Origin of the sequence: Neobacillus muris, assembly GCF_943193175.1 — a bacterium.
Classification (GTDB): Bacteria; Bacillota; Bacilli; order Bacillales; family Cytobacillaceae; genus Neobacillus; species Neobacillus muris.
Genome location: NZ_CALPDF010000034.1, coordinates 1 through 19,295, shown reverse-complemented (window position 1 = coordinate 19,295; position 19,295 = coordinate 1). Strand labels below are relative to the sequence as shown.

The window sequence follows — 19,295 nt, the reverse complement described above, 5'->3', positions numbered from 1 at the left end:
AGGCTGGCCGAATCCCGAATCATCGCACTCAGCCTCATACAGGGCCGCCTTATAAATGTTCCTTCACATTATATTGGCGGAGGATCCCTTCGATTTTCAGTGCTTTTCCAATATCTCCTTTAATTTTTAATTTCCCAGTCATAAAGGCTACCGTTCCATTTAACTTGCCAAGCATAAAATCATGGAAGCTTGCCAAGGACATACTCAGAGTACAATCTGCGGGGGCCTCAGCGCCTGCCTCTACAGAAGCTTTGCCATCCTGAAAACGCAGCTGATATTGTCCTCCGCCGTCCCCGGTGATGTCAAAAAGATAAGAGGCAGTAAATCCCTCAATAGGTCCTGAATTTTCATTTAGGGTGGCCTCAATTTTATTAAACAGTTCAGATAATGAATACTCTTCGATTGTTTTTGTCATGGTTTCATCCTCCAATATAGTAAATATATGAAAATATTAAACTCGAATGCCAAATGGTTCATATAAATGGCGGGCGACAATTAGCTGCTGAATTTGATTCGTGCCTTCAAAGATGTCAAAAATTTTTGCATCGCGGTACATTTTTTCTACAATATGATTTTCTAATCCAATCGGACCGAGCAGCTCTAAACATTTTGAAGTGGATTCCAGCGCCATTTTACCGGCAAAAGCTTTACACATGGCGGCCTCTTTGGCATTTGGCAAACCGAGGTCCGCCTTCCAGGCAGATTCCCATGTTAAAAGACGGGCGGCCTCAATCGATTGCTGGATGCTTGCAAGTGTTTCTGCCGCCATTTGGAACTGCCTTCCATGAAGCGGATATTCCTTTTTGATTAAATCGATGGTATATTCATAGGCTCCTCTGGCAATCCCCGTTGCCATTGCCGCTATAATCGGCCTGGTTGTATCAAATGTTTTCATTGCCACCCGAAAACCGGATGGTCCTGAACCTTTGCTTTCGTAGTACTCTTCACCGCCAAGCAAATTCTCATCTGGAACAAAGCAATCCTCAAACACAAGCTCCGCCGTTTCAGATGCCCGCAGTCCCATCTTATGGGCAACCCGGGAACAGGAGAAACCCGGTGTCCCTTTTTCTACAACGAATGCGCGATGTCCGGCACGGCCCAGTTCCTTATTAATCGTTGCAAACGCGACAACCCATGAAGCGCGTTTACCATTGGTAATAAATATTTTTTGCCCGTTTAAAATATAACCTCCTTTTGTTTTCACTGCCGTTGTCTGGATGCCTGACACATCTGAACCGGCCTCCGGCTCTGTCAGAGCATAAGCTCCCCATCGCGGTTCCTCATCGCGTGAAAAGATGGATAGAAATCGCTGTTTTTGCTCTGGCGTTCCGCTATGCTGGATGGGCGGACCGCCTAAACCTGGTCCAGGCAGGGTAAGGGCAATCGCCGCATCTCCCCATGCCAATTCCTCAGTGGCAATCACAGCGAGACGGTTTCCTTGCCGTTCCTTCTTCTGCCCCTCACTTTTCGATCCTTCCCCTAATGTGGAAGTACTCATCGAAATGCCAATATTGTTGACCTTTCTAAGCCAATCATCTGGCACATTGGCTAATTTGTCAGCCAGCATGGAGATCGGACGCATTTCATTTTCTGCAAACCAATGGACAATTTCCTTAACCTGTTGCTGCTGAGGTTCCAGTTCGTAGGATATCATCCGTTTCCCTCCTTCCCTAATAATAGGTATTCACCGCTTTTAACCAGCAGTTCAGTTTCACTTTCCCATAAGTTCACCTGTGCTTGGGCATCTCTCATCCATTTTTCCACTGGATGATCCTGTACATATCCATGACCGCCGAGCAGCTGAACAGCAGAATCTGTGACGAAACGGACGGCACGGTGAGCGAAATGGAGGGCAGACAAAGAAGCCTGAATGGCATCCGGCTCCTGGTCATCCAGTTTCTTGGCAGCATGCCACACTAAATTTCGGGCACCTTGAGTTTGTATCGCCATTTGGGCCGCAGTAAAAGAAACCCCCTGAAACTTGGCAATTTCTTGGCCAAAAGCTTTACGCCCGGCGGTATATTCTGTCGCATAAGCTAGAGCGGCTGCCATTGTCCCAACCTCTTTCGCGGCTTCTAGAATACGAATTCTCGCCAGCGCGTCTCGAGTGACTTGTCTGGCAGCTTCTCCTCTAGCAAGTACACAGTCTTCAGGCACTTCCAATTGATCGAATTGTAAACGCGCACATTTTGATGCTAATAAGCCCAGGCGCCGATCCCCAATAACGGATTTCCACTGATGTGTCTCCTTTTCAAGCAGGAGCAGTACGTCCTCCCGATTCTCATCCACTCCGGCAATAATGAGCAAGGTTGAAACCTCTCCCATTTTAACTGGAATGGATACCCCGTTTAAACGGTACCCATTGCGGTTTGTTTGGATCGTAAGTGAGTGATGAAATGGGTTCACTAATAAGGATCCGGTTGGCCGCTTATCCTTTAAGGAAACAAACAGCGGATTTTCAGGATTAGCTCGGATAAAGGACGCAGTCTCGTTAAATCCCGGCAAGCCTTGAACGGCTGCAAGATCACCAAAACTTAATGCTTCAAGAACTTGCACCTGTGACACTAATGGCAGTTCTAAACCGTCAAAGCTTTCCAGCAATTCCAGTGTGGTGAAGCCCAATTCTTGTAATTTGCCGGCCATATCGTCAGGGACTTCTCCTGTTTCTTCAATCAAACGTGATCTTGGACGCAAATGTTCAATCGCGAAGGACTTTGCAACATCCACAAAGGATATTTCATCTTCATTTGGCATAAAGGAAATCATCGGATCCCCTCCTTCTTTTTACAAATATTCAAAATATTTTATACACAAATGATACCAATACGTATTCGTACTATACAATAAAAAACGTTCGACTATTTTCGACGTTGCCCGCTTGCATATAGTAAAAACATAAAAAATGCATGAGTGCTGCTATGCAGCTCATGCATGTAAAAATTTATTCAATTGGCTAAATTTACAAATGCAGCAATGACCATTCGATTTAAAAGACGGGCAAGCTCATCAAAATGAACGATTCCATTTCCCTCATCATTGTAGTTTTGGATTACAACTTCATTAATGGCCCCGACCATCGCCTGAGAAACAATCCGGATTTCTTGTTCTAAAACGGTTTTCGGCAGCAAGCCTTGAACCATCTCAAACATCATGCCGGCAAAGCGCCGATGGGCTTCACTGCGCACTTTTTCAACCTCCGGTGAAACTCCTACTGACTCTACCAGCACAAGACTGGCCGCTTTTATATTTGTAAAGCAGATTTCAATATAACGATGAATCCCAGCATAAGCTTTATAGGCTGTCCGATGTTCATTACTGACCGCGAGCTTTACCTCTTCCATAATTTCAGCAGCCAGCACAGCAAATAGATGAGCCATTAATTGTTCCTTACTGGTGAAATGTTGATAAAAGGTGGTTTTTGAAACTCTTGCTAATTCCACTATATCCAGCACAGAGGTATTTTTAAACCCCTCATTAGTGAAAAGCACAAGACCGGCAAAGAGAATTTTCTCTTTAGCTTCTTTTGGCATTTCCGTAATAAACAGCACAATCATCCATCCAATCTTTTTTTCCACAGTATCTTTTAATTGTAGAAAAGATTTTCCTGTTTAACAAGTCGAAAAATTAAGAAATCAACTCCACCTCTCTAACTTTAATGTCCAGCTTCATTGGCAAAGGGAATCAATTGCATCCATTCCTGGTAAGTAATCATCGTATGCCAATGCCCCGTGACTTTTGCAGCCGCCACGACTAAAAAAAATAAACCAAGAAATCCAAATGGAATAATCCACTTATTAACCTTTTTATTTACAACCGTCATGTTTAATGTATCTTTTATTGGACAGGCCTCTACACAAGACATGCAGGCGTTGCAATTCAGCGAGGTAACTGCTTTTTTCGTATGCACCTTTAATCGTTGGGGACAAACCTTGGTGCACATTTCACAATTGGTACATGTTTCTTGATTACGGCGGACTTTGGTTATCCTAAAAAGGGCTCCCAACCCAATTAATGCTCCATAGGGGCAAAGAAACCTGCACCAGAAATGGCGGAAAAACAAGGATAAAACAAAAACCGCTAATAGAAATTTCAAAGCAATACCACCTATAGTAAAAAAGAATAGCAGCATTTTAACGTCTGAAATTTTGTTATATGTATCATGGATAAATAGCTGTGCTTGATAGGTGGGCATGGTGATAATCATAACGATAAAAAAGCTGAGCAGTACATATTTTATCGGTGTCAAAATCCAGGTCAGCCAAGCAGGCAAATCAAAGTTCCTTTTAAACATCTTTTTCCCAAGGTCTGCAATGAACCCACTGACGGTTCCAACCGGACAAATCCAGCTGCAAAACGCCCTGCGAAACAGGATACCTGACGCTGCGAAAAATGTTAACAAGACAAGGCCGGCAGGATGGATGGCATCAAACTCTCCAGTCGTGATCCAAACCTTAAAGGCAACAAGTGCACTAATGGGCAAAAATCCTTCGACTGCCGAAGGACGCTCCACAAATGGTTTCTCGCCAAGCGATTCAAAATGCAGATAAAATTGATAGAATTGGAATCCAACGTATAGTAAAAACAGGAGAAAAACAGTTTGTACCACATATCTTGTAATTTGCACCGGCTTGCGTTTCCACTGCTTTTTATACCATGCTTTAGACTTCATCATCCTTCCCTCCATTCTTTTTACTTTTTAAACGATACCTAACTTCAAAATTGATGAAAATATCCATCCTATTGTTTTCGAAAAGCTGTCACATTAGGTTTCTTAAATCTGTCAAATAATTTTATTAATATTGTAATAATATAATCGTTTCCCTTCACCGCCAGTTCCCATAGGGCAAAAGCGGCTTTATAAAAAATGCCAGTGGACTTAGACCCACTGGCATTTTCTTATTTTTCCGAAACAAAGATTATATTGTTCTGTTTCCTGGCTTCTTCTGTAATTCCCAGGACAATCTTGCTTAAGTTTTTTAACTCTTCATATTGCAGATCATTTTTCGCTGTAATGATGTCTGCTATGTTCATGCATTCGTACATCATATTCTCTTCTTCTAATTCCACACTCAGCACCTGAGCGTCCTTAGTATGGCTGTCGATAAAGGTAATCTTTGAAATAGGCGCCGCATCCTCCAATTGAAAAGTTCCCTTTTCGCCATGAATCTCACAAGGAAGATCAGAGTGTGATATTTTTGAACAGAGAACGGTACAGACAAAATCATTATATTCTAAGACCAACGTACCGCTGCCATCCACACCGCTCCGTAAAATAACCGGATGATAGGAAACCTTATTCGGTTTTCCAAACAGTCCCGCTGCCAAATAGGTCGGATAGACGCCCAAATCCGCTAACGCCCCTCCTGAATACTTTGCGGAAAAGATATTCGGCTCTTCTCCCTGCAAAAATAAATCATAACGCGAGGAATATTGAATGTAAGGCAGTATCGTGCTTCTTATTTTTCCTGCCCGATGAAGCTGTTCTTTTAAGATTTGAAAATTTGGCGTATGGATGTTGCGAATCGCTTCGAATAAATAAACACCATGTTCTTCTGCCGTTTGATAGGCTATTTCTAATTCCTTCAGATTTGAGAATATCGGTTTTTCACAGATAACATGCTTATTATTTTTCAAAAACAATAAGGCCTGCTCAAAATGAACGGAATTAGGTGAGGCAATATAGACTACGTCTATTTCCTGTTCTTGAGCCATCTCCTCTATATCAGTATAGACAGCTCGGGCCTGATGGGCATCTGCAAGCTGTTTGCCTTTATCAAAAGAACGGGAGTAGACCCCATGAAGCTTCAGCTGTTTACTTAAATGGGCTGCCTGAATAAAACTCTCCGTAATCCAGCCCGTTCCTACTGTTGCAAAGTTGAGCATAAATCTTCCCCTCTCGATGTCTTCTTTCAACATCCTATTTTAACTGTTTTCCTATAAGCTTTCCAATTTTGTTCTTAATAATTATTCTTTCTCTTCTATTTTTTGGATGATTTGCCGTCAATAATGGAAAAATATCAATATTTATGGTATGAATATAGGATAGATATGAAGAAAGAGGTTGAATAGGATGGATAATCAAACATCTAATTTTATAAAAGAGATCATGATAAAGGATCTAGAATCCGGAAAACACAAAACCATCGTAACCCGCTTTCCTCCGGAGCCAAACGGTTATTTACATATTGGGCATGCTAAATCCATTGTCTTAAATTTCAGCCTTGCTGACGATTTTAATGGATCCACTAATCTTCGTTTCGATGACACCAATCCTGTAAAAGAAGATATTGAGTTTGTCAATTCTATTAAAGAAGATGTGAAATGGCTTGGCTACGAGTGGGAAAATTTATGTTTTGCCTCGAATTATTTTGATGAGATGTATAAACGCGCGGTACTGTTAATAAATAAAGGGCTGGCATATGTTGACGATTTAAGCGCGGATGAAATCCGTGAATACCGCGGAACCCTTACCGAACCGGGCAAGGAGAGTCCTTTCCGAAACCGCACCGTTGAGGATAATCTTGAATTATTTGAAAGAATGCGTAACGGTGAATTTGCGAACGGCGAAAAGGTGCTTCGCGCCAAAATTGATATGTCCTCACCTAATATTAATTTACGCGATCCAGTCATTTATCGGATTTCCCATTCGACCCACCACAACACGGGCGATAAGTGGTGCATCTATCCTATGTACACCTTTGCCCATCCGCTCGAGGATGCAATTGAAGGTGTCACACATTCGATCTGTACGATTGAATTTGAGGATCAGCGGCCATTTTACAATTGGGTGGTTGAGCATTGTGAAATGGAGAGTACGCCGCAGCAAATTGAATTCGGCCGTCTGAATTTAACCAATACGGTGACAAGCAAACGGAAGCTGAAACAATTAGTCGAAGAAGGATATGTGGATGGATGGGACGACCCAAGGATGCCAACGATTTCCGGCATGCGCAGAAGAGGGTTTACTCCTGAATCGATTCGCAGCTTCATTAAAGAAACCGCAGTCTCTAAGCATAACGCTACCGTTGACTTCGAAATGCTTGAACACTTTGTCCGTGAGGACTTAAAATTGAAAGCGCCAAGGACGATGGGTGTCATTAACCCATTAAAAGTGGTTATTACGAACTATCCAGAAGGGCAAATTGAGTTATTGGATGCAGAAATCAATCCAGAAAATCCAGAAATGGGCATGAGAAAAATTCCATTTTCCCGCGAGATTTATATCGAGCAGGATGATTTTATGGAAAATCCGCCAAAAAAATATTTCCGCCTCTTCCCTGGCAATGAAGTCCGCCTAAAGCACGCTTATTTCATCAAATGTGAGGAAATCGTAAAGGATGCCAATGGGAATGTGGTAGAGCTTCGCTGTACTTATGATCCGCAAACGAAAAGCGGTACTGGTTTTACTGGACGAAAGGTTAAGGGGACGATTCACTGGGTGGAAGCGACTCATGCCGTACCGGCTGAATTCAGGCTTTATGAACCATTGATTTTGGATGACACGGAGGATGAAAACGATGAAGGGAAAACGTTCCTTGATAAGGTAAATCCGAATTCCCTTGAAATCCATCAGGGCTTTGTCGAGCCAAATATGAAGGAAAGCATGCCAAACGATAAATTCCAATTCTTCCGGCATGGTTATTTTAACGTCGACCCTCGGCTGACCACTGTCGAAAAGCTTGTGTTTAATCGGATTGTTTCATTGAAGAGCTCGTTCAAGATATAAAAAATGATGTCCATGCAATAGTGTGGACATCTTTTTTTATGTGTCAATGATGATGAATGTAGTTTTTTCGTAATGAGTAAAGTAGCAGCCCAATACCTATCAGTATTTGTAGTGAGAATAGCATTGCATCCCAAAACGGAAGAGTTGATGGTCCTTTCAAAAACCCAGGAAGAACCTTTTGCAAAGCGAACAATAGTTGAGGAATATAATAGAAAACAAATAAACTAATCGTTAAACATACGCCCAAAAAGTAAAAGATCGCATAAACATTTATGATAGACCTTTCATTCTCATACATTACAGATGAATTTGTTGATGACTTTTTCATTGAAAATATACTTTTTATTACATCCTGAGCACTTTCCATCAGATTATAACAGCCTGTGACATTTTCAAATACAAAATATAAGTCCGTTTTCATATAGATACAGCATTGATATATCACCCGAATTACGATATCTAAAACCATTACTTTTAGGATTCCAAGGAAGGTTTCTGAGCCATTTTCAAATACTATTTGACTAATTAAAGCGAGAAAAAGCACAGTTGTATCAAAGCAAAGACCTGCGAAGTATAGGACATTTCTTTCCTTTGATGGTAGTTTCCATGCCGACGACATGTCTGTTTCAAGTACAACTAGAAATAAACGGTTCCCTACTTCTAATTTAGTGGGAAGATTATGGAATCTCATAGCTAAAATATGCCCCAATTCGTGTACCAGCATCAGCACTGCTGAAATGGCAACCCAAGTAGGGATATTTAGGACCATCAAGTCGAACACAAATAAGTCTTTATATTGAGGCAATAATGAAGGTCTTAATATAAAAAGCAGGATAATAATTCCAAATAGAACTAAATAAAAATAGCGAGCAATGTGGTTAAAAAAGAGACTTCCAAACTTTGGATTAATCCATAAAAAACCTAGTTCTTCCTTTCTTTTTTTAGTTAAATGAACTTTCACCCCATCAATTTCGGCAACCAAATGAAAGTCCAAAAGTTGTTGAGCAAAGTCAAGAAGGTTAACCTCCTCATGAGGATAGGTTTTCATAAGTTCTTGTTCTACTTTTGATAAGGACTCACCGTTTTTAATCATTTTGATTGCATCAATACAGATAGTTGGCATTTCATAAAACTCACCTGTATTTGTATCTTCAACGATATATCGCTGTTTATCCTTACGAATAACAATAGGAGTTAAACATAGTCGTGAATAAATGGTGATTTTCAATTTACACCAATCCAATCCCGAAAATTAGTAATAAAATGAGGATGCAAATTTATACAATTGCATCCTCATTTAACGATTTTTACATACCTATTAAGTAACACCACCAGCAAGTAGTTTTCACCTTTTTAAGCTTACGGATTTTCATAATTCCACCTCCTTTGGCAACTCCCACTTTTTAGTCCATGGATATTTTTCATGAAATTTGACCCATTTGGGGTAGACTTTTTTAAATTCTTCAACAATCAATGGGTCAAACTGGGAACCACTACCCTCTAAAACTCTTCTGTACGCCTCGTCCACCGGCAATGCGTCCCGGTACGATCTTGATGATGTCATCGCATCAAAAGCATCTGCAACGGCAGCAACCCTAGCCAGTAATGGAATATTTTCTCCCTTTAATTGGTTAGGATATCCCTTTCCATCCCATCTTTCGTGATGAGATAGGATAACACATATACTTTCCTTTATCCCATCGACATCTTTTACTGCCTCAGCCCCGACAACAGGATGGGTTTTTATCACATCAAATTCCTCTTTCGTAAGCTTTCCAGGCTTTATAAGAATGGAATCCGGAATATTCACTTTACCAATATCGTGCAATAAGCAAGCATGGTAAAACGATTTTAGTTGTTCTTTTTTAAATTGACCCAACTGCTCCGCAAGAGAGCATGCGTAATTGGCAACTCGTTCACTATGGCCTCTTGTATAAGGGTCTTTTAATTCCAGGGTTGCTATAACCCCTTTAACAATTCCTTCTAATTTATTATCATAATTTCGGCTTAAAGCCCGTACATAACCTTGAAATCGGACCAATAAAAAGTAGGACATAATCGACAAGACCACTATAAAAAGAATTGGCATAATAACGTACGTAGTTTTCAAAATGATACCAGGAATTAAATATCTTATAGTAATCCCTATACTTACTACCCAAAAAAATCTAGAACTTAGAAATAAAGGGAGTGATAAAAGTAAAAAAACTTCTAACACATTCCCACTTCTATAGGAATCCCCTCTACCATAATACGACAAAACATCAACTAACGATGTTGACAACAAATAACTGACTACAAAAACAAATTTAATCCAAGTATGCCTACCAATTTTATTTAAATATACCGCGAGTGGAATCAATATTGCTAGCACAAAATAGGTTATAAACCAAAAATTGCTTGGAAATCCACTTTTCATTGTTGTTATATAACTTGGTGCAATAATGTAATAAAACAAATCATAGCAAACTACTATTAAATATGATATAAGCATAAACCATTTTACTGTCCGCATTTCTTCATGTGGAATCATATAATCCTCCAAAAATCCCGCATCATACATTTAACAGTTCAAATATGAGAGGAAAATAAGTTTAATTATGTTAAAATCAACAAAAATCTGCATTTATCTACATTATATCTCATAAAAAAAACCCGTAAAGCTTTTTATTTTTATGAAATTTGTTGAATTTAAGTTAATCTTTTTCACTAGATATAGGTAAAATGATAGTTACCATTGTTCCAATGCCAAGGTTACTTTTAAAAGTAATTTCCCCTCTATGTTCCTTGATTATTTGATTAGTGACCATTAATCCTAATCCGGTGCCTTCTTTTTTTGTAGAATAAAATGGTTCTCCAAGATTAGTCAAAGCTTCATTAGAAATTCCATATCCTTCATCATTAATCGTTATTTGTAGCTCCGAACTACTAATTATCATTGCTCTAATTTTTATTGTGCCCCCATCTGGCATTGCTTCAATTGCATTTTTTATTAAATTGATTAATACCTGCTTTAACTGGCTTTCATCACAATCAATCATTGGTATTGCTTCTTTAAACTCGGTTTCAATAATAATTCCTTGATTTATAGCCTGTTGGTTTGTTAATGCTACTGTATATCCAATAATTTCTTTTATGCTGGCTTTTTCAAACTTAATTTTCCTTGGTTTCCCAATGTACATTAAGTCATTGACAATGTTATTGATTCGATCAATTTCTTGAATCATTATCGGATAATATTCATTTGTATTTGGATGATTTTCCTGCTGAAGCTGCAAGAAACCTTTTAAGGAAGAAATAGGATTTCTAATCTCATGACCAATTGCCATCGCCATCTGTCCCATAACTGCAAGCTTTTCTTTATGTCTAAGCTCTTCATGTACCAATGTTAAAGAATTTATATAAGAATAAAATCTTGTTAAAAAGATGTAAGCAAGAACTAATAATATAACAATTATGGCTATAGGTGATAAAACGTTAGGATCATTTAGAATAATCCCTAAAAAAAGATACTTCCCAACAATACAAAAAGTTACAGTCCAAAAATATTTTTTATTAACAAATATTGGTGAAATAAATAAGAATAGAAGTTCCACAATATTTCCAGAGGCAAATTGACGGTCCGATCCAAGATATTTCACAAGATTATCCACTACATCAAAAATGACATATGATGCTAAAACAAAATATTTAATAATATATGGATTTCCTTTTAGATAAAGAAATATTGAGACAGGCAGAATGCATAAGACACCAAAATAGAACCAAAAACCAAGTCCATTTCCAGGAAATTGACTTCCACCATAGTCAGTAAAGTTAGGAAGAACAAAATACCAAAAAACCTCATATGAAATGAAACAGATATAAAACAACCACAGAAAGAGTTTTATGGCTTTTTTTTCTTCAAATATCAACCGAGGGCTGTTGACTCCTTCTTTCATGTACTATACTCCTCAATCAAAGAAATTATCACAAAAAATTACATTTTCTCCTACTATTCTACCACCATTCGATGAGAATGGGGCAAATTTATATAAAAAATCGATAACTTTCGACATATTTTTTGTTTTATCGACACAAAAAAAGAACCCTCCTATGAGGATTCCTTTTTAACTAGCTTATCTTTTTTATCTTTACAGGAGATTGATTAAGCGTGGAATGCTTTCGTCCATAGCCAAAGTAAACCACTAATCCAATAAATAGCCATACCACAAAACTAATCCATGTTACAGCAGGCAATTGGACCGCTAAAAATCCGCAGAATAAGAACGCAAGAATTGGAATATATGGAACAAAAGGCACACGGAAGCCAGTTGTTGGTGCCTGCTTGTTCTTTCTTAGAACTAAAATTCCGACCGATACAGTCATAAAGGCAAACAAGGTTCCAATGTTAGTTAATTCCGCCAGCTTGCTTAATGGAATGAAGCCAGAAAAAATACTGACAAGCAAACAGGTGATCCATGTATTAACCATTGGCGTTTGGCTCTTTTTATCAACCTTTGAGAACACCTTTGGCAGCAAACCATCACGGCTGATGGCATAGAATAAACGTGTCTGCCCATATAGCATAACCAGCAATACAGTTGTGATTCCTGCTATTGCTCCAAGCGAGATAAATCCTGCCACCCAGTCCTGATGAATATAGTTCAGCGCAAAGGCAACCGGATTTTTAACTCCAAGCTCTTGGTAAGGAACAATTCCTGTCAAAATACCGGATACTACAATATATAGAATCGTACAGACTAATAAGGAAGCAATTATGCCAATCGGCATATTGCGCTGCGGATTTTTTACTTCCTCCGCTGCAGTGGAAACAGCATCAAAACCAATATAAGCAAAGAATACCGTTGCTGCTCCAGCCGTTACTCCGGAAAAACCAAATGGCATAAATGGTGTCCAATTGGATGGTTTAACATACCAAACACCCACCCCAATAAACAATAGAACAACCGCCAGCTTGATAATGACCATGATCGTATTAAAGCGTGCTGACTTCTTGACCCCTTGCGTCAGCAGTAAAGTAATCACAAACACAATTAAGATGGCCGGTACATCGATGAATGTCCCATTCGCCGGATCGTAGGCACTAGACAATGCTTTTGGAAAATGAATTCCGAAGCCTGCCAGCAGCCCTTGGAAATAACCGGACCATCCGCTTGCTACCGCTGATGAAGCTAGTCCGTATTCCAAAATCAAATCCCAGCCTAGCATCCAGGCAATAATCTCTCCAAAAGTAGCATAGCTGTAGGTATAGGCACTCCCGGAAACAGGTGCTGCTGAGGCAAATTCAGCATAACAAAGGGCTGCAAACACGCAGGCAAGACCAGATAATACAAAGGATAAAATAAGGGCTGGACCTGCATGCTCAGCAGCCGCAACGCCCGTAAGAACAAAAATCCCCGTTCCGATAATCGCCCCTATACCAAGCATTGACAGGTCAAACGCACCCAATTCCTTCTTTAAGGTAACATCTTTTTGTTCGGCTTCCTGTATAAGAGTCTGGATCGACTTTTTTCTAAACATCTCCATAGGTTTTTTCCTCCGAAATAATTCACGAAATATACTAAAAAAATATATTAGAATAATATTACTTTTTGATTAAAAAATCAATATTTTTTGAAAAATTTATTTATTTATAAAAATATCTATTCACCATTTATTCATTTTTCTTCGCTTCACTTGATGATTAGAAAAAACGAAGGGTTAGAATGGATCAAACAATCACTATTTCATAAAAACCATTGACATTTTTTGTAATTCCCTTTATAATTATAAATTGTGCTTGATATTAAAAGTAACTTGAATCAGATTAATAATACTATGTAAGAATTTCTACTGGCTTTTCACTATTGTTTTATCGGAAAGACTTATTCACACTGGAACGGCCTCGGAGCCGTAAGGATGTAAGAGAGGTAGGGCTTACGTCGTTTAGGTATATAAAACCTACAGGTGAAAAATTGAACCGCGGCAAAGTTAACAATGAAATTTAATTTTTACATGATATATGAGTAACAGACACTTGCAGCCATTCAAGTTACGATAACTTAAATGAGAGCAAAAGAAGGCAGAGGAATGATCATTCCTCTGCCTTCGCCAATTTTAGATATCCATAAAGGGACTATTTTTTTGAAACTCGGTAACTAATTTTACGCTGGATTTGATTAATAACTTCAGAAAAAACTAAGCCAAAAGCGATTGCTCCTGCAAGCAGCAATGTTTTTGCTGCCAGGCCTAATGCATGATTATAATCATTTTCAACAAACTTCCTCATGGCATCATATGCCAATCCGCCAGGCACTAATGGGATAACACCCGCAACACTAAAGATAATGACCGGCGTTTTATAGATTTTTGCCATCTCCTGGCTAATGACAGCAATAAAAATCGTGGCAGACAGCGTGGCAAAAACGGCATCTCCCATATGTTTTTCAAGAACATAATAGACAAGCCAGCCGCCCATCCCAACCAGGCCGCATTTTAATAAAGATTCCTTTGGAGCATTGAATATGATTCCAAATGCCCCCGTTGCAAAAAAACTCGTGATTAACTGGGCCAAAATATCCAACTCGCCCTGCCTCCTGTTTTACAAAAATGTTAATACCACAGCGATCCCTGCCCCAATGGCAAATGCGGTTAAAAATGCCTCAGCACCTTTTGATAATCCGGCAATCAGATGTCCCGCCATTAAATCTCTAATCGCATTGGTGACTAGTAATCCCGGAACCAGGGTCATAACAGAGCCAATGATTATTTTATCCAATTCTTTTCCAAAACCAATTTGCACTAAAAGGAGAGATAATAAGCCAATAATAAATGCAGCTAAAAATTCTGAGAAAAATTTGATTGGCACAAATCGATGAAATTTTACAAAGCTAAGATAGCCTAGCCCTCCAGATATCATCGAAGGGATGAAATCAATCCATGTCCCATTAAACATAATCATAAAACAGCCGCTTGCCAGCGAGGCTGCTGCTGTTTGAACCCAAAGCGGGAATGTCAAGGTCATCGTTTCAATTTCTTGCAGCCGGTTCAGTGCCTCTTTCATGTTAAGGTCCCCGCTCGTGATCTGGCGGGACACGCTGTTTACCAATGCAACTTTTTTCAAGTCTGTCGACCGTTCTGAAATCCGAATCAGCTTGGTTTTAGTGGGCTCATCCCCTTCAGCGGAGAAAATAATCCCCGTTGGTGTTACATAGCTGTGGGATTTTTCAACGCCAAGAGCAGCGGCAATCCGCATCATCGTATCCTCCACCCGATAGGTTTCCCCGCCGCTTTGCAGCATAATTTTTCCAGCCAGTAAACAGACTTCCATGATTTCGTATGTCTTTGATGCCTGATCGTTCATTTTATTCACCCATTGTCCATGCATTTGTATCTTAGTTTAAATCATAATAAAGCTGCCGTGCAATGCTTATTATGCGTTGGCATTAACCTTCTGACATATCAAAATTATAAAAAAATGATCATTTTACTTTTATGGCGGAAAAGTATCAAGATATTGCTAGAAAAAGAACAGCCTGTCATCAAGATTGGTGACGGACTGTTCTTTTTATTGCTTCCAGATTTTCATTAACAGCAAATTCATCAAAACAATGATTCCATATACCCAAGCCCATGTCTCTCTTCCAATAAAGTATAAGACGATAACCAAAGATAATGATTTACAACAGTAGGAATGGAAACTATCATCTTTAACACTTCCACCAAGCCATCACCTTGATCCTATGAATTAGACTTCTTCAGCACTTATTCAACTGCTGCTGGCAGGGCCAAGGGTGATGCGGATTGTTTTTTAGTCCTGAAGATCAATCCGGTCAAGCAGCAGAAAAAGACAAAAGGAATACCTGCTTTATAGGTTTCGGCAAAACTGCTCGAAATCCTTTGTTTTGCATAAGTTTCTACTTTTTTGGAATAGGCTGCGGTGCTATTTACTTGTTTGGCAATTTCCTGGTCTACTTGCTGTTCTATTTGCTCAGAAATTCCCCCCTGTACACTGGCCCTTTGGCTTTCAGGTACCGCTGCCAGTGCTTTTTGGATATTTTGGTCAATTATCTGCCTGCGTTCCTGGTCGCTAATGATTTCAGGAGCAGCTTTCCGGGCGATTGACTCCCCATCAATCGCCCTTTTGGTTTCGGCCAAAATCTTCTGTTTTGCCGATTCTGGCAGGTCCAATTTGTTTAACTCTTTATTGGCATATTGAACAACCACTTGCTTTTTGGCTTGAATATTATTAGTCAATCCCGCAACAAAAATAGCAACTGCTAATACCACGCCCACTTGCCTGAGCATAGAAAAAACACTTTGTGAGGCGGTGAGCATTTCTCCTTCAAAGGAGGAGGTACTGGCCATAGTAGCCGAGGAAATGACAAAGCTAAATCCTAATCCAAGTAAACTGCAAAGAAGGATAATCTCCGAAGCGGTGCTGTGAAGATTTAAGCGATGTAGCAAATAGTAAGCTGTTCCCATAATGGCAAAGCCTGCTGCAACTGGCAGGGTATACCCGATTTTTTTGCTAAGCAGTCCGGCAACATTAGAAAATACAAAAATGGATGCTGAAACTGGGGTAACAAGAAGTGCCGCTTCGAGCTCCGATTTATGCTGGAAGCTAGTTAAGAACTGTGGCAGCAGAACCATCACACCGATCAGGAAAATAAAGCCTGCAGTTACGCTGACGACCGAACCAGTAAATAATCGATCTTTGAACAAAGCTAAATTTACCATAGGTGCCTTTGCCTTTTTCTCAGTGATAATGAATAATCCAATGGAAACAAAGGTTGTCACGTAACAAATAATCGCTTCCGCACTATCCCATCCCCATACATTTCCCTTAATTAAAACGAGATTTAGCGGAAAAATCGCGAATACGGAAAAGATAAGCCCAAACCAGTCGATTGCTGATCTTACCCGGTTTTCATTTTTTAAGGAAAGAATAAAGAGTGCAGCCATAAATGCTGCTAAGCAGATTGGCACATTGACGTAAAAAACCCAGTGCCAGCTCAGCTTCTCTGTGATAAATCCTCCTACAGCCGGCCCCAATGCAGTTGATAACCCTTGTGTTGCACCTAATAATGTTAAGGGAATGACCCGTTTCTCAATTGGCATGGCATTAATGCCAATAACCATACTGCAGGGAATAAGGATGGCCGCCCCTAAGCTTTGGACAAATCGAGCTGCAATCAGAATTTCCCCGCTGCCAGCCAGCCCGCACAAAGCCGATCCACCCCCAAAAACGAATAGGCCCACAATATAAAACTTGTTTCTTCCAAACATTTCGGCAAATCTGGCCAATGGGATGGCTAATACCGCGATCGTCATCGTATATACATTTAACATCCATGAACTTGTTTCCAAAGATGTATGGAGACTGTCCTGTATAGCCGGAAGCGTAATATTCATGATCGTCGAATCAAGCATGCAAACAAATATCCCGACACACATTAACAGTACGACCTTCATTCCTCCGTTCCCCTTCATGCGGCTACTCCCCTTTTGTTTCCAATTTATTTAACTCATCGTCAATCATCCCGATAATCATTTCCGCCTGACGGATACCAAACTGCAGGGTAAACCGTTTATGATGTTCCATATCCTGACCGTACAGGTTGTCAATTTTAGTTAAGTTTTCATACATTTCCTGTTTTTTATCCCGTTCCTGCAAAAGCCATTCCGTAATCTTTTCCTGAGTCGTAAAACCTCCGAAAAAAATGCGGATTAAGAGATCCGATCTTGTAACCGTTGGATTAATCGGGCTCTCCAAGTAATTTTGAAATTGCCTCTTCCCCATTTCCGTTATGGCAAATAAATTTTTGTTTGGTTTTCCTTCCTGCTGAATAACCTGCTTTTCAACGAGTCCCTCTTTTTCCATTTTTCTTAAGGCCGGATAAATGGCACCAAATGATGCATCAAAAAAATAGGATACAGAATTCTCCATCATTTGCTTTATATCGTAACCACTCATTGGCTCCTCGAACAAAAAGCCTAATATGACATCTTGTATATTCATATGATCCACCTCGATATTATTTATGTTTATATTATCAATGATAATATAAACAAAATCAATATTAAAATGGATTTTTCTTCTATTTTTCTTTTTTATAGAAAAAGGCAGGCAAATCGGCTGTGAAAAGTCCAAATTTCAACATAATAAGAAAGACTATTTTGGAAAGTCATTGAATTTATTTGAATTTTCTATATTATAATATTTAGTAAAACGAAATAATATTGGAAAGAAGTGTTTATTATTATTGCCAATCAAAATGATCGAGCCACCAGAAATTTAGTGATTATGTGGTTTGCCAATTTCTTTGTCGCCGGAAGCATGACCATGGTGATGCCATTTATCTCTCTGTACATTGAAACCTTTGGAGACTTTTCCGAAAAATATGTACAGCATTGGTCCGGATTAACCTTTGGAATTACCTTCGTCTCAGCCTTTCTTTTTGCACCTATATGGGGGCATATTGGAGACCACTATGGAAGAAAAAAAATTTTGATCATTTCAGGACTGGGGATGGGTTTATCGATTTTTCTGCTCAGTTTTGCCCATTCTGTCTGGCAGCTGTTGATACTCCGATTTTTCATGGGTTTTTTCTCAGGCTTTATCCCAATGTCACAAGCCTTTATCTCGACCCAAACACCGAAGGAGATTGCGGGGAGAGTGCTAGGCACCTTACAAACTGGGAGCATTACAGGTTCCTTGTTCGGTCCGCTGATTGGAGGGATATTAGCTGATAGTTTAGGATATGCCACTACTTTTAAGTGGACTGCTGCGTCCATTTTAATTTCCGCTTTGCTGGTGTTCTTGACTAAGGAATTCCGCCTTGAGGCTAAAAAAGGGGCAAAAGCCCACTATTCCAGCAAGGAAGTGTTTAGGCATATCATCAAAAACCCCGTTTTATTAACGGTTTTACTGATTTCCGCCCTCGTCCAAGTAGCACACTTCAGTATTCAGCCGATACTATCCTTATTTGTCAGCGAACTTCATGGAAAAACCAATATAGCCTTTTACTCAGGATTGGCTTTTTCTGCAGCAGGATTAGGAAACTTACTGATGTCCCGCAATTGGGGAAAAATCGCTGATAAGCATGGATACATTAAGATACTAGTTATTTTGCTCTTTCTGGCAGGTATCATTTATTTACCGGGAGCAGTGGTAACAAATATTTGGCAGCTAATTGCGATTCGGCTCGCGCTGGGGGTTGCCATTGGGGGGATCATTCCGGTGCGTATTGCTTATATACGCCAGGAGGCTCCGCTAACCATGCAGGGCGAAGTGCTTGGTTATAACACCAGCTTACGCTTCTTGGGAAATATTATTGGTCCGTTGCTCGGCGGGTATATTTCCGGTTCCTTCGGTTTTTCAGCGGTCTTCATCAGTACAAGCGCCTTGCTGATACTTAGTGGTTTTATCTTGCTATTCTCCATGTACCGCCATCCGAAACTCATCAAGCAGCATACTGCCTAAGTCATGGAAAAAGGCCCATTTTGGGCCTCAGATTGTCGAGAAAGGGTATTTTTCTCGGCAATTTTTTATTATCACAGAATCTAAATACCAAATTTATTGATT

Annotated in this window: 16 protein-coding genes; 2 read left to right on the top strand and 14 right to left on the bottom strand. The window is 39.7% G+C overall.

The genetic code is table 11. From position 1 onward, the window contains the following. Window positions 1–49 precede the first annotated feature (49 nt). The 6 genes from NFS43_RS18245 to NFS43_RS18220 all read right to left on the bottom strand — a co-directional run bounded on the left by NFS43_RS18245 (window position 50) and on the right by NFS43_RS18220 (window position 5,883). Entirely contained in the window at window positions 50–415 is a 366-nt protein-coding gene (locus tag NFS43_RS18245) for an SCP2 sterol-binding domain-containing protein (RefSeq protein WP_251554206.1), read from the bottom strand. A 36-nt stretch (window positions 416–451) separates the two neighbouring features. Further along, a complete protein-coding gene (locus NFS43_RS18240; protein ID WP_251554205.1) occupies window positions 452–1,654 on the bottom strand; it encodes an acyl-CoA dehydrogenase family protein in 1,203 nt (400 codons plus the stop codon). Then, window positions 1,651–2,766 (bottom strand): acyl-CoA dehydrogenase family protein, encoded by a 1,116-nt coding sequence (locus NFS43_RS18235; RefSeq protein ID WP_251554204.1) that lies wholly within the window; start codon window positions 2,764–2,766, stop codon window positions 1,651–1,653. Before NFS43_RS18235 ends, NFS43_RS18240 begins: the two co-directional genes overlap by 4 nt. Window positions 2,767–2,945: 179 nt before the next feature. Next, the gene (locus NFS43_RS18230; RefSeq protein WP_251554203.1) at window positions 2,946–3,575 is read right to left on the bottom strand and encodes a TetR/AcrR family transcriptional regulator; all 630 of its coding nucleotides are present in this window, start codon (window positions 3,573–3,575) and stop codon (window positions 2,946–2,948) included. A 77-nt stretch (window positions 3,576–3,652) separates the two neighbouring features. Further along, window positions 3,653–4,669 (bottom strand): 4Fe-4S binding protein, encoded by a 1,017-nt coding sequence (locus NFS43_RS18225; RefSeq protein ID WP_251554202.1) that lies wholly within the window; start codon window positions 4,667–4,669, stop codon window positions 3,653–3,655. Between the two features lie 227 nt (window positions 4,670–4,896). Next, complete coding sequence (locus NFS43_RS18220) at window positions 4,897–5,883, bottom strand: Gfo/Idh/MocA family protein (protein WP_251554201.1); 987 nt, start codon at window positions 5,881–5,883, stop codon at window positions 4,897–4,899. A 187-nt stretch (window positions 5,884–6,070) separates the two neighbouring features. Here NFS43_RS18220 and NFS43_RS18215 point away from each other — a divergent pair, with 187 nt between their 5' ends. After that, window positions 6,071–7,726: a glutamine--tRNA ligase/YqeY domain fusion protein gene (locus tag NFS43_RS18215; protein WP_251554200.1), complete on the top strand. Its 1,656-nt coding sequence runs from the start codon at window positions 6,071–6,073 to the stop codon at window positions 7,724–7,726. A 43-nt stretch (window positions 7,727–7,769) separates the two neighbouring features. Here the strand turns inward: NFS43_RS18215 and NFS43_RS18210 are convergent, their stop codons facing one another. The 8 genes from NFS43_RS18210 to NFS43_RS18175 form a co-directional block, all read right to left on the bottom strand. Continuing rightward, window positions 7,770–8,954: a hypothetical protein gene (locus NFS43_RS18210; RefSeq protein WP_251554199.1), complete on the bottom strand. Its 1,185-nt coding sequence runs from the start codon at window positions 8,952–8,954 to the stop codon at window positions 7,770–7,772. Window positions 8,955–9,095: 141 nt separating this feature from the next. After that, the gene (locus NFS43_RS18205; protein WP_251554198.1) at window positions 9,096–10,259 is read right to left on the bottom strand and encodes an HD-GYP domain-containing protein; all 1,164 of its coding nucleotides are present in this window, start codon (window positions 10,257–10,259) and stop codon (window positions 9,096–9,098) included. A gap of 163 nt (window positions 10,260–10,422) precedes the next feature. After that, window positions 10,423–11,667, bottom strand: a complete 1,245-nt coding sequence (locus NFS43_RS18200; protein ID WP_251554197.1) for an ATP-binding protein — start codon at window positions 11,665–11,667, stop codon at window positions 10,423–10,425. A gap of 172 nt (window positions 11,668–11,839) precedes the next feature. Then, window positions 11,840–13,255 carry a branched-chain amino acid transporter BcaP gene (locus NFS43_RS18195; protein ID WP_251554196.1) on the bottom strand — a complete coding sequence of 472 codons (1,416 nt, stop codon included), beginning with the start codon at window positions 13,253–13,255 and terminating at the stop codon, window positions 11,840–11,842. A gap of 589 nt (window positions 13,256–13,844) precedes the next feature. Further along, window positions 13,845–14,291 (bottom strand): threonine/serine exporter family protein, encoded by a 447-nt coding sequence (locus NFS43_RS18190; protein WP_251554195.1) that lies wholly within the window; start codon window positions 14,289–14,291, stop codon window positions 13,845–13,847. Window positions 14,292–14,309: 18 nt separating this feature from the next. Next, a complete protein-coding gene (locus tag NFS43_RS18185) occupies window positions 14,310–15,071 on the bottom strand; it encodes a threonine/serine exporter family protein (RefSeq protein WP_420910344.1) in 762 nt (253 codons plus the stop codon). Between the two features lie 401 nt (window positions 15,072–15,472). Beyond that, window positions 15,473–17,200, bottom strand: a complete 1,728-nt coding sequence (locus NFS43_RS18180; RefSeq protein ID WP_251554193.1) for an MFS transporter — start codon at window positions 17,198–17,200, stop codon at window positions 15,473–15,475. Window positions 17,201–17,204: 4 nt separating this feature from the next. After that, window positions 17,205–17,729 (bottom strand): PadR family transcriptional regulator, encoded by a 525-nt coding sequence (locus NFS43_RS18175; RefSeq protein WP_251554192.1) that lies wholly within the window; start codon window positions 17,727–17,729, stop codon window positions 17,205–17,207. A 285-nt stretch (window positions 17,730–18,014) separates the two neighbouring features. On the opposite strand from NFS43_RS18175, the gene NFS43_RS18170 reads away from it, so the two are divergent. Further along, window positions 18,015–19,193 carry an MFS transporter gene (locus NFS43_RS18170; protein WP_251554236.1) on the top strand — a complete coding sequence of 393 codons (1,179 nt, stop codon included), beginning with the start codon at window positions 18,015–18,017 and terminating at the stop codon, window positions 19,191–19,193. The last annotated feature ends 102 nt before the right edge of the window (window positions 19,194–19,295 follow it).